The 12,011-nt window shown below is 71.0% G+C and carries 9 protein-coding genes and 1 riboswitch; of the genes, 7 read left to right on the top strand and 2 right to left on the bottom strand.

Annotated elements, in window-relative coordinates:
- Positions 1-40: 40 nt before the first annotated feature.
- The 3 genes from SSP08S_RS55645 (at position 41) to SSP08S_RS21445 (ending at position 2,173) form a co-directional block, all read left to right on the top strand.
- Entirely contained in the window at positions 41-307 is a 267-nt protein-coding gene (locus SSP08S_RS55645) for an anti-sigma factor family protein (RefSeq protein WP_019069684.1), read from the top strand.
- A gap of 177 nt (positions 308-484) precedes the next feature.
- The gene (locus SSP08S_RS21450) at positions 485-1,060 is read left to right on the top strand and encodes a sigma-70 family RNA polymerase sigma factor (protein ID WP_019069683.1); all 576 of its coding nucleotides are present in this window, start codon (positions 485-487) and stop codon (positions 1,058-1,060) included.
- Between the two features lie 180 nt (positions 1,061-1,240).
- Positions 1,241-2,173 carry a catalase family peroxidase gene (locus SSP08S_RS21445; RefSeq protein WP_019069682.1) on the top strand — a complete coding sequence of 311 codons (933 nt, stop codon included), beginning with the start codon at positions 1,241-1,243 and terminating at the stop codon, positions 2,171-2,173.
- Between the two features lie 384 nt (positions 2,174-2,557).
- Here the strand turns inward: SSP08S_RS21445 and SSP08S_RS21435 are convergent, their stop codons facing one another.
- The gene (locus tag SSP08S_RS21435; RefSeq protein ID WP_019069680.1) at positions 2,558-3,586 is read right to left on the bottom strand and encodes a zinc-binding alcohol dehydrogenase family protein; all 1,029 of its coding nucleotides are present in this window, start codon (positions 3,584-3,586) and stop codon (positions 2,558-2,560) included.
- Positions 3,587-3,709: 123 nt separating this feature from the next.
- Complete coding sequence (locus SSP08S_RS21430) at positions 3,710-4,003, bottom strand: winged helix-turn-helix transcriptional regulator (RefSeq protein ID WP_019069679.1); 294 nt, start codon at positions 4,001-4,003, stop codon at positions 3,710-3,712.
- A 158-nt stretch (positions 4,004-4,161) separates the two neighbouring features.
- Between SSP08S_RS21430 and SSP08S_RS55640 the strand changes: the two genes are divergently transcribed.
- The 4 genes from SSP08S_RS55640 (at position 4,162) to SSP08S_RS21410 (ending at position 11,844) form a co-directional block, all read left to right on the top strand.
- Positions 4,162-7,296 carry an AfsR/SARP family transcriptional regulator gene (locus SSP08S_RS55640; protein WP_051105951.1) on the top strand — a complete coding sequence of 1,045 codons (3,135 nt, stop codon included), beginning with the start codon at positions 4,162-4,164 and terminating at the stop codon, positions 7,294-7,296.
- A gap of 121 nt (positions 7,297-7,417) precedes the next feature.
- Entirely contained in the window at positions 7,418-9,490 is a 2,073-nt protein-coding gene (locus tag SSP08S_RS21420; RefSeq protein WP_019069678.1) for an alpha-galactosidase, read from the top strand.
- Between the two features lie 301 nt (positions 9,491-9,791).
- A riboswitch (cyclic di-AMP (ydaO/yuaA leader) is annotated at positions 9,792-9,954 on the top strand.
- A gap of 4 nt (positions 9,955-9,958) precedes the next feature.
- A complete protein-coding gene (locus tag SSP08S_RS21415; protein WP_019069677.1) occupies positions 9,959-10,870 on the top strand; it encodes a M23 family metallopeptidase in 912 nt (303 codons plus the stop codon).
- Positions 10,871-11,058: 188 nt separating this feature from the next.
- Positions 11,059-11,844 carry an SGNH/GDSL hydrolase family protein gene (locus SSP08S_RS21410; protein WP_019069676.1) on the top strand — a complete coding sequence of 262 codons (786 nt, stop codon included), beginning with the start codon at positions 11,059-11,061 and terminating at the stop codon, positions 11,842-11,844.
- Positions 11,845-12,011: the final 167 nt, after the last annotated feature.

Here is a 12,011-nt window from a genome sequence, read left to right as displayed (position 1 = left end):
ACCGGGGGACGGACGGCGTCGGCAGGCTGGAGACCGCACGGTGACATGCGAGCAGGAGACAACCGAACTGGCCGCCTACGCCATGGCGGCCCTCGACCCCGGAGAGACCGCACGCGTCGGCCGCCATGTGCGGGCGTGCCCCGGCTGCGCGGGAGAGGTGGACGAGATCCGCACCGTGCTTGCCGCCGTCCGGCTGCTGCCCGACGAGGAACTGCTGGGCGAGTGGTCCGGAAAACTGGCCGAGCTGCGGGAGGCGGCGGTCCGGGCCGCCCTGGCCGAGGACCCGCCCGTACCCCGCCCGCGCTGACCCGGCACGCGCGCGTGCCCGCTGTCCGTTTCCTTTCCCGCGCCTGTCCTCAGGGGCGCGGGCGAGGAAAGCGGACATCAAGCGGCCGGCAAGAGGCCCCTCCCAAGGTTTCCCCGTTCAGAGTTCAACGAATTGGTGCGCCGCGCAGGACCCACGGCGCACTGGGGGAACGTGGCAATGAGGCAACACAGCACAACGATCCGGGACATACGGCCGACCCGCCCCGACGGCGGGGCGCGTGACCGGGCACGGGACGAGGCGTTCATCCGCGCCGTCTACGACAAGCACGGCGCGTATCTGCTGAGGGTGGCCACCGGACTGCTCCGGGGCGACGGCCACCAGGCCCAGGACCTGGTCCAGGAAGCGGTCCTGCGCGCCTGGCAGCACGCCGACATCCTCGACCCCGGGGCCGAGGGCATCCGGCCCTGGCTCGTCACCGTGGTCCGCAACCTCGTCATCGACGGCTACCGCGCCCGGCAGGCCCGCCCTCCGGAGACGGTCGACACCGCGCTGCGGGACCTGCCGGGACCGGAGCACATGGCCCCCGCGCTCACCAGGAAGATCGTGCGCGAGGCGCTGGCGGACCTGACGCTCCAGCACCGCGAGATCCTCGTCCACGTCGAGTTCCTGGACCAGTCCGTGGCCCGCACGGCGAGCATGCTGGGCATCCCGCCGGGCACGGTCAAGTCCCGAACACACCTGGCCCTCAAGGCACTTCGGGCCGCGCTGGCGGAGCGGGGCTACACCCCGTAGGCGGTGCCGGCGGCGTGCATCAGGTGCGTGAACCGTTTCTGCGGTCCTCCTCGTGTACCGCATGTGACGGGCCCGGCGAGCGGCGCGTCCGAGCCCGTCACACGCGGTCCCGGGTTCACCGTCCCCTCGGGTGCCCGGCGCCGCGTTCGCGGCACCTCACTTCCGTCGTGGAGGAACGACATGTCGAGCACCCCCGCAGATCTGCCCACCGCCCAGCAGGTCGTGGACAGCATGGAACGCATGCACGGCCTGTATCCGGGACACCGGCGCTCCGGCGCGCGGGGCGTCTGCTTCAAGGCGACATTCACCCCGACCGGAGACGCGGCGGGTCTCACCACGGCGGCCCATCTCCAGGGATCGCCGACCCCCGTGGTCGTGCGGTTCTCCAACTCGGAGGGCAATCCGCGCTCACGCGACACCGTGCCGGTCGCCCGGGGGATGGCCGTCCGGTTCCAGCTGCCGGACGGCGGAGAAACCGACCTCGTGGCGATGACGGTGCCGCTGTTCGTCGCCTCCACCCCGGGGCAGTTCCTCGAACTCACCGAGGCGCTGCGGCCGGACCCCGCCACCGGGGCGCCCGACATGAGCCGGGTGCAGGCCTACGTCGCCGCCCATCCGCACCTCGCCGGGGCCGTGACGCAGGTCCCGCCGATACCGGTCGGCTACGGCACCGCCGCCTACTGGGCGATCCACGCGTTCGTCTGGACCGACGCGGCGGGCAACAGGCAGCCGGTGCGCTACCGGTGGGAGCCGGAGGCCGGCCGCGCGGAACTGACCGCCGAGGAGGTGGCCGGCCGCCCGGACCAGTACCTGACCGAGGAACTCCATCAGCGCCTCGGTCAGGGCCCGGTGGCGTTCACACTCCAGGTCCAGCTGGCCGAGGAGGACGATCCGACGCACGACCCCGCCGTAGCCTGGCCGGAGGGGCGCAAGGAGATCACCGCCGGACGCCTGGAAATCACCGCGCCGGTCGACGACCAGGACCACTGGGCCGCGCAGCGCTTCGACCCCACCCGGGTCACCGCCGGGACAGAGCTCTCCGACGACCCGGTGCTCGCCTTCCGCGCCCGGGCGTACGCCGAGTCCTACCGCAGGCGCAGCCGGAATCGCTGAACAGGACGGAGAAGAGCGGCGGGCACCGGAAACATCCGGTGCCCGCCGCTCTTCGGAATGCCGGGGAAGGCTATTGTCTCGCCCGCTCACGCGCCTCATATACGGATCTCCTCTCCTCGGAGGTGAGGAGATCCATGAGCCGCTCGTTGTTGACCCAGTCGTTCAGCAGGGCATGGGAGCCCCCCAGGCTGAGCGAGTAGGCCCACATACTTCGGCCCCGTCGCGTCCCGTTCCATTCCGCCGCCCAGCGGAGCAGGTGGTCAATGCGCTGCTCCGGCGTGAACCTCATGACCCGCATGCTCGTCACCTTTCCATGGTTACGAGAAAGCCTTTTCCTCTTCCGCTTGGTAAACGGGACGAGGAAGGAGGAGGTTCACACCCGGATCAGAATCCGGTGAGCGTCACCTTGCCGATGGCGGCGCCGGATTCCAGGACGCGGTGCGCCTCGCGCAGATGGGCGGCGTTGATCGTGCCGAGGTCCCGGGTGGCCGTGGTGCGCAGGCTGCCCGCGTCCGCCAGCCGGGCGATCTCGCCGAGGATGTGGTGCTGCGCCACCTGGTCCGGGGTCCGGTACAGGGAGCGGGTGAACATGAGCTCCCAGTGGAAGGAGATGCTCTTCGACTTCAGCAGCCCGATCTCCACGGCGCCGAAGTCGTCGATGGCGAGGAGCGAGCCGAACGGCTTGAGGATCTCGGCGTACGCGGCGAGGTTCCGGTCCGTGCCGGCGGTGCCGAAGATGTGGTTCACCCCATCGGGTGCCACCTCGGTTACCTGCGCGGGCAGGGGGTGATGGTGGTCGACCACATGGGTCACGCCCATACGGCGGGCGAACTCGACGGTCTCCGGGCGGGAGGCGGTACCGATCACGGTCAGGCCGGTGAGGGCCCGGGCCAGCTGGGCCACCATGGCCCCGACCCCGCCGGCCGCCGCGGTCACCAGCAGCGTGCCGGTCTGTTCCGGGCTCTGGCGCAGGCCCAGGCGTTCGAACAGGCCCTCCCAGGCGGTGAGCGAGGTCAGCGGCAGCGCCGCCGCCTCGGCGAAGGAGAGCGTGCGGGGCTTGCGGCCGGCGATGCGCTCGTCGACGGTGTGGAAGCGCGAGTTGGTGCCCGGCCGGTCGATCGCGCCGGCGTAGAAGACCTCGTCGCCGACCTCGAACAGCTCCACCCGGTCGCCGACCGCGACGACCGTGCCGGCGGCGTCCCAGCCCAGCACCTTGGGCTCGCCGCCCGGGTCGTTGCCCTGGCGGACCTTGTAGTCCACCGGGTTGACCGCGATCGCCTCGACCCGGACCAGGAGATCGTGCGGTCCTGGCTGGGGGACGGGCAGTTCGAGGTCCAGCAGGCTCTCGTCGTCGTCGATCGGCAGGCTCTTGAGGTAGCCGACGGCGGGCATGGTCTTCGGGGTCACGCTCATCATGGATCTCCTCGATTCGTGCGGTGGCCGGTGAAGGGCCGCGGCCACGCTCCGAAAGGTATCCATCGGGAGGTAGTAACCATCAAGGGAGGCTGCTTCCCATTGGGAAGTGTCCTGGTCAGGTCAGGCGGCGTCGGGGAAACGGTCGATGTTCTGCTCCACCCAGGTTCGCAGATGGGCGAGTGGCGCGCAGGCGTCCAGGCCGAGCGGGGTCAGGCTGTACTCGACCCGGGGCGGCACCTCGGCGTAGATCCGGCGGTCGACCAGGCCGTAGTCCTCCAGGCGGCGCAGCGTCTGGGTGAGAACCTTGGGGCTCACGCCCTGGAGCCGGGAGCGCAGCGCGCCGAAGCGCTGCGGGCCGTCCTCCAGGGCGCCGAGGGCGAGGGCGCTCCACTTGTTGGCGAGCAGGTCCAGCATGTCGCGGCAGGGGCAGGCGGCAAGATAGACGCTCTTGGGGTCGTCGCAGAGGCCCGATGTCTTCGTCATCCTGCGATGGTACCCAACGGGTACCAGCAACCCTTGCGGGTAACCGCCACCGCTTCCGTACGGTGGCCGACGTGCGTGAAGGTCGAGACATGAACGATGGCGGCATCCACTTCCGACTCCTCGGCCGTCTGGAACTGGCCGACGCGAGCCGTGCCGTCGCTCTGCCGGGTGCCGTCTCCCGCGCGATCGTCGCCCGACTGCTGCTGGCCGGGGGAGCGGTGGTGCACCGCGACACGCTCATCGACGAACTCTGGGAGGAGCGCGGCGCGAAGGACCCCGTCAACGCGCTCCAGGTCCAGATGACGAAGCTGCGCGCGGCACTCGCGGCGCACGGCGGGGACCGGCGCCTCCAATCCCGTTACGGCGGCTACCAGTTGGTGCCGGCCCCGGAGGACGAACTCGACACGGTCCGTTTCGAGGCCGCGGTCCGGGAGGGGCGCGAGCACCTGGCGGCGGGCGCGTACCGCAAGGCGGAAGACGCTCTGCGCAAGGGACTTGAGCTCTGGCGGGGCCGCGCCCTGGACGACCTGAAGGGCCGGGTCTTCGACGCCGAGCGGCTGCGTCTGGAAGAACTGCGCCTGGGCGCACGGGAGGACGCGGCCGCCGCCGGTCTCGAACTCGGCCGCGCCGCCGAACTGGTCCCCGAACTCACGGCACTTGTCTCCGCAGCACCCCTGCGCGAACGGTCCCGGGCCCGCCTGATGCTCGCCCTCCACCGCGGCGGGCGCCACGCCGAGGCCCTGGACGTCTACGAGGCGGGCCGCCGACTGCTCCGCTCCGAACTGGGCGTCGACCCTTCTCCGGAACTGCGGTCCCTGTACGAGGAGTTGCTCACCCGCGATCGGTCTCCAGGGACGGCGGCCACGGACGCCGTACGACTGTTCCCGGCACGCGCCGACTCGCGCCCGGCACCCGGCCGGGGCGGGCCCGACCATCCCCTCGGTCCGTTCGTCGGCCGTGCGGCGGACCTCGACGGGTTGCGGGCGGCCCTGGAGCGGGAGCGGCTGGTGACCGTCGTAGGGCCGGGCGGTGTCGGCAAGACGCGGCTGGTGCTGGAGACCTGTGCGTCGCTGACGTCCTCGTACGACGCCATGTGGTGGGTCGACCTGGCCGCGGCGGACGGCACGGGTGTCCTTCCGGCGATCGCCGCGGTGCTGGGTCTGTCGGACGCCTCGGTACGGCCCGACCAGCCGCCCCACGACTATGTGCACCGGCTCACCTCGTTCTTGACGGGCCGTCAGGCTGTGCTGGTGCTCGACAACTGCGAGCATCTGCTCGACACGGTCGCCCCGCTCGTGGCGGTCCTGCTCGGCCGTTGCCCCGCGCTCACCGTCCTGGCCACCAGCAGGGCGCCGCTGGCCGTCGCGGGCGAAAGGCTGTTCCCGCTGGCGCCGATGTCCGACGGCGAGGCCGCCGAACTGTTCGGCACCCGGGCCCTCATGATCGACCCGAACTTCAGCGCGGAGGGGCCGGCGCTGGACGACGTCCGTTCGCTGTGCCGGGGACTCGACGGCCTGCCGCTCGCGGTCGAACTCGCCGCCGCGCACGTGCGGTTGCTGCCCGTGCCCGAGATCGAACGCCGCCTCGACAACCGCTTCACCCTGCTCGCCAAGGGCAAGCGCACCGCGCCCGCCCGGCACCGCACCCTGCGCGCCGTCCTCGACTGGAGCTACGCCCTCCTGGACGCCACCGAACAGCGGGTGCTGACCGAACTCGCCCTGTACGTGGGCGGTTGCTCCCTCGACACGGCGGAGACGGCACTCTCCCTCCCTGGCGCGGACCGCCACGAGACCCTGCGCGTACTGGCCCAACTGGTCGACAAATCCCTCCTGTTCACCGTTCAGACTCCCGACGGGAGCCGGCTGCGGATGCTGGAGACGGTCCGCGAGTACGCGCTGGACCGGCTCCGGGCCGAAGGCCGGGAGGCCGAGGCGGAGGAACGCTTCATGGCGTGGGCCCTGCGCTTCGTGCACGACAGCGCACCCGGCGCCCAAGGGGAGTGGATCAGCCGGCACACCGCGGAGTCCGCCAACGTCCGGGCGGCCTCCGACCTCCTGATGGCCCGGGCGAGAACGGCCGAGGCACTGGGCCTGGAAGCGGGACGCGCCTACTACTGGACCATCAGCGGCCGGGAGGAGGAGGGCATCGACCGCCTCCGGCGCAGCCTGCGCGCCTACGACGTCGTGGAGCCCACGGAGGAGGACGAGTTGGCGCTCTTCCGCGCCCTCACCTGGCTCGTCTGGCTCAGTCACGTCGTCGGCCGGCACGCCGAGGCCGGCCTCTTCATCGACCAGTACCAGGTGACGTGCCGGCGGGCGAAGAACCCCGACCTCGCCGTCCTGGGAGCCTGCCACGAACCGTTCCACGCCATGCTGAGCGGACGCCACGACGACGTGGAGGACCTCTTCGTACGGGCCGAGAACGGCATCGCGGGCACCGCCTTCCACTGGGACCGGGCGGTCCTCCAGACCAACTGGACGACGTACTGCCTCCAGCGCGGCGACATCGACGGCGCCCGCGCCCACGGCCGTACCGCTGTCTCGGCGGCGCGCGCCGCGGACGACGACTACGCGCGGGCGTTCTCCCTCGTGCTCCGCGGCGACGCGGACGAGAGCGGCGGCTTCCGCGACCGGGCCCGCGCGCACTGGACCGAGGCGGTCCACCTCCTGCGCCCCATCGGCGCGCGTGCGCTCTACGCCTACACCGCGCTGCGGATCGTCTGCCTGGACATCGGGGAGGGCGCGATCGCGACGGCCGAACACCGGCTCGCGGAAGTGGCGCGGCTCGCCGACGAACTGGGCGCGGACGACGTGCGTGCCGCCGCGGCCGTCCTGCGCGGAGCGCTCGCCTTCCACGGGAACCGCTTCCCGGAGGCCCGGACGGTCTTCGCCGGAGTCTGGGACAGCCCCACGGCACCGCTCGACCGCAGGGCGATGGCCGCCCTCGGCATGGTGGCCGTCGCGGCCTTCGGCCCGCCCGCTCCTTCGGCGGCGGCCGACGAGACACGGCTGTGGAGGGACCGCGCCGCCAAGGCGCACGACCGGGTGCGCGAGCCACTGGCCCGCCGCGCGGTCGGCGCTCTGCTCGACACCCTGGACACCTGTTTCCGGTCCGGGCCGGCCGACGGGCACGGGGCGGACCGGGTACGGGCCTGGCTCGCGGACAACCCCTCCGTGCTGGCCGGCTTCAGCGGAGTGCTGACCGGACCGGGCCGGCATCGCTGACCCGGACGCGTGACACGGGTTTCCACAGGTTATGAGTTCTCCACAGGCGTTGCCTCGCAGGTCCCCCACCATTGATGATGTTGGCGCTTGAGTGGACTTGTTCGAATCTGTGAGGGACTTGATGCTGGAGACCGCCGAGAACGGCCGTACGTGGGTGCTGTCCGGACCCACGAGCAGTTACGCCGTCCATCTCACCGAGCGCGACGAACTGCTCCATCTCCACTGGGGTCCCCGTATCGCGCTCGCCGACGCCGAGGAACTGGCCGCCCGTCCGCTCCCCGGCGGAGCCTCCTTCGAGGCCCCGCTCGACGGGCACGAGGAGTACCCGGTCGAGGGCGGCCCCCGCTTCGTCCGGCCCGCCCTGTCGGTGCGCACCCCGGAGCGGCGCGGCACCGAGTGGACCTTCGACCGCTACGACACGGACGGCGACGAGCTGCGGCTCCGCTTCCGCGACGCGGGACTGACGATCACCCTGCACTACCGCACGCGCGGCGACGTCGTGGAGCGCTGGACCGTCCTCGACAACGAGGGGGCCGAGCCGCTGGAGCTGCTGCGCGCCGACTCCGCGACCTGGACACTGCCCGACCGCGAGGAGTGGCAGCTGTCGCACGTGCACGGGCGCTGGGCCGCCGAGTCGCGGCTGGTGCGCTCCCCCCTCACCTACGGTGAGAAGGTCATCGGCAGCCGCCGCGGCCACACCGGACACCAGTACCTCCCCTGGGTCGCCCTCGACACCGACGCGACCGAGGAACGCGGCGAGGTCTACGGCTGCGCCCTCGGCTGGTCGGGGTCCTGGCGCATCGCCGTGGCCCAACTCCCGGACGCGCGCGTGCAGATCACCGGCGGCGCGGGCTACGACGAGTCCGGGCTGCTGATCCTCGCGGCCGGGGAGTCCTTCACGACACCCCTCTTCGCCGCCCTGTGGAGCGACGCAGGCTTCGGCGGCGCCAGCCGCACCTGGCACGCCTACCAGCGGACGTACGTCATCCCGGACGCGGACAAGGACCGGCCGGTGCTCTACAACTCCTGGGAGGCCACCCAGTTCGACATCTCCGAGGAGCAGCAGGAGGTCCTCGCGCAGCGTGCGGCGGCGGCCGGCGTCGAGCTGTTCGTGGTCGACGACGGCTGGTTCGGCGCCCGCACCAGCGACCGCGCCGGACTCGGCGACTGGACCCCCAACCCGGACCGCTTCCCCGCCGGCCTCAAGCCCCTCGCGGACCGCGTCCACTCCCTGGGCATGCAGTTCGGCATCTGGGTCGAGCCCGAGATGATCAACCCGGACAGCGACCTGTACCGCGCCCACCCGGACTGGGTGCAGTACCAAGAGGGACGAAAGCGGACGGAGTTCCGCAATCAGCTCGTCCTCAACCTCGCCCGCGAGGATGTCCAGGAGTACCTCTGGGAGCAGCTCGACGGACTCCTCTCCAGCGCCCCCATCGACTATGTGAAGTGGGACTTCAACCGCTGCTTCACCGACGCGGGCTGGCCCGGCGACGCCTATCCGCAGCGCCTCTGGGTCGACCATGTGCGCGCCCTGTACGCCCTGTTGGACCGGCTGCGGGAGGCCCACCCCGGCGTGGCCTTCGAGTCCTGCTCGGGCGGCGGCGGCCGGATCGACCTCGGCATCCTCAGCCGTACGGACCAGGTGTGGACCTCGGACAACACCGACCCGCTCGACCGGCTCGCCATCCAGCACGGCTTCAGCCAGATCCACCCCGCGCGCGTGATGGCCGCCTGGGTCACCGACAGCCCCAACACCCAGCTCAACGACCGGGTCAGCAGCCTGCGCTTCCGGTTCGTGAGCGCCATGGCCGGAGTGCTCGGCGTGGGCGGCGACCTCTCCGAGTGGACCGAGGAGGAACTCGCCGAGGCCCGCGAGTGGATCGCCCTGTACAAGGAGATCCGGCCGCTCGTGCAGCGCGGCGACCTCCACCGGCTGCGCCCGCCGACCGGCGGACTGAGCGCCGTGCAGTACACGCGCGGTGACGAGAGCGTCGTCCTCGCCCTGCTCCAGGCGCAGCACTACGGCGAGCCGGTACCTGCGCTCCGGCTGCGCGGGCTCGACCCGACAGCGTCGTACGAATGCCTCGAAACGGGCGAAGTCCACCGGGGTGCCGTGCTGTTGCACCACGGGCTGCGGACCGGGCTGCGCGGTGACCTCGATGCGACGGTTCTCCGGCTGCGTCGTATCTGAGCCTTCTGTCCGAATTGCAGCCTTCGTTACAACTCGCTCTGGAATAAGGGAACCTGAGGGGTTGTACGTGAGCAGCGTCATATCCGTGACCGTACGTCGCTCGTCATGTTCACGTAATTGACATGCTTTTCCAGGGGAATTGAGGTCGAAGTCCGGTGGGAATTCACGGAGGGTGACTGTGAATTCCCGCAGGAAGTCACAAGAAACACAAAACCGTGGAACCTCCTGCTTGTCCCTTTGCGTCTTCCTCGCTTACGTTCGCCACCAATCCGGACGGACGCCCAATCCTGCCGCCGACCGGACTCCGCACACACCCACCCGTATGCGGCAGGAGCGGGGGACCCACAGGTAGGACGCCTGTTCCGGTCTCCGGAACGGGCTTGGGGTAAAGCCGCGACCAGCGCGCGGCCGGGCATCTCCAGCCCGCACCCGACAGCTCACCTCGCAGGCGCCGGAGAGGAATTCGTCATGCCCGCGAAGGGTAAGCACCGCCGTCCCAAGTCCCAGCGCCTCAGCCGTTCGATAGCCGTAGCCGGAACCGGCGGCGCGGCGCTCGCCCTTCCGCTCATGGGGGCCACCGGTGCCCATGCCGCCCCTTCGACTTCCGCTCCGGAAAAGGCCGTTCAGTCGATTCCGGCGGCCGAGAAGACGGTGACGGAGAAGGCGGCGACCGCCAGGACCGAAGGCGTCAAGACGTATTCGGTGAAGGCGGGCGACTGGCTCGCGAAGATCGCCGAGGACCAGGACGTCACCGGCGGCTGGAAGAAGATCTACCAGGACAACCGCGAGGCCATCGGCGCCGACCCGTCGCTGATCCACCCGGGCCTCAAGCTCTCCCTCGGCAAGAAGGCCACGACGAGCACGGACTCGGGCACGAGCACGACCAAGTCGTCCGGTTCGTCCTCCGGTTCGTCCTCCTCCTCGAAGAAGACGACCGCCACCCAGAGCGCCGACACCGCCGGCACCTCCAGCGGCTACACCCTCCCCGTGACCGGCGGCACCATCGGCACGGGCTACCACGTCGCGGGCAGCATGTGGTCCAGCGGCTACCACACGGGCGTCGACTTCGTCGTCCCGACCGGCACCACCGTCAAGGCGGTCGCCGCGGGCACGGTCGTCTCCGCGGCCTACGACGGCGCCTACGGCAACGAGGTCGTCATCCGGCACGCGGACGGCGAGTACTCGCAGTACGCCCACATGTCGCAGCTGTCCGTCTCGGCCGGCCAGACCGTGACCGAGGGCCAGCAGATCGGCCTCTCCGGCGCGACCGGCAACGTCACCGGCCCGCACCTGCACTTCGAGATCCGGACCACTCCGTACTACGGCTCGGACGTGGACCCGGTCGCCTATCTCCGTTCGCACGGCGTCACCGTCGGCTGACATCGGGGCCGGCGCAGGGCAGTTCCCGGGGTCAACGTCCCTGACCAGGGGCTTATTCCGACTTTGGACAACCCTTTACAAGTGGCTTATCTCACCGCCCGTCAACCCCAAAATACGATCGCGTAGGTCACAGTCCAGGGTGAACCATGGTTGCCGTGGCTAACGATTCGAAGAGTGACAACAGATCAGTGATCGGGTCGTACGTGGCGGTGGGGGACAGCTTCACCGAGGGCGTCGGCGACCCCGGGCCCGACGGGGCGATGGTCGGCTGGGCCGACCGGTTCGCGGTACTGCTCGCGGACCGGCGGCCCGAGGGCGACTTCGAGTACACCAACCTCGCGGTGCGCGGGAAACTGCTCGACCAGATCGTGGCCGACCAGCTCACCCGGGCCAAGGAGATCGGTCCCGACCTGGTCTCCTTCTGCGCGGGCGGCAACGACATCATCCGTCCCGGCACCGACCCCGACGAGGTCGCCGAGCGCTTCGAACGCGCGGTCGCCGACCTCACCTCCGCCGTCGGCACCGTCCTGGTGACGACCGGCTTCGACACCCGCGGTGTGCCGGTGCTCAAGCATCTGCGCGGCAAGATCGCCACCTACAACGGACATGTGCGGGCCATCGCCGACCGCTACGGCTGCCCGGTGCTCGACCTGTGGTCCCTCAAGACGGTCCAGGACCGGCGGGCCTGGGACGGCGACCGGCTCCACCTCTCTCCCGAGGGCCACACGCGCGTGGCGCTCCGCGCAGGCCAGGTCCTCGGCGTCGAGGTCCCGGCCGACCCCGACCAACCCTGGCCGCCGCTCCCGCCGCGCGGCACGCTCGACATCCGCCGCGACGACGTCCACTGGGCGCGCGAGTACCTGGTGCCGTGGATCGGCCGCCGCCTGCGCGGCGAGTCCTCGGGCGACCATGTGGAGGCCAAGGGCGCGCTGTCGCCCGACGACATCAAGATGCGGATCGATTGGGTGGCCTGACGGGGCGAGAGGCCCAGGGAGTGCCGACGGACGTGGCCGGTGAGGTGGCCGCGCTGGAGCGGTGAACGGCGGACGGACCCGTGGGCCCGCGCGCGTGGCCGCTCTGCCGGACGAGGGGATCCGGCCCTCGCCGCGATGTCCGTACGCGCACACGTGGCCGTCCTGTT

The organism is Streptomyces hokutonensis, from assembly GCF_000376565.1.
GTDB lineage: Bacteria > Actinomycetota > Actinomycetes > Streptomycetales > Streptomycetaceae > Streptomyces > Streptomyces hokutonensis.
Note: the sequence above shows the minus strand (reverse complement) of the source record. Positions and strands in the feature narration are given on the sequence as shown.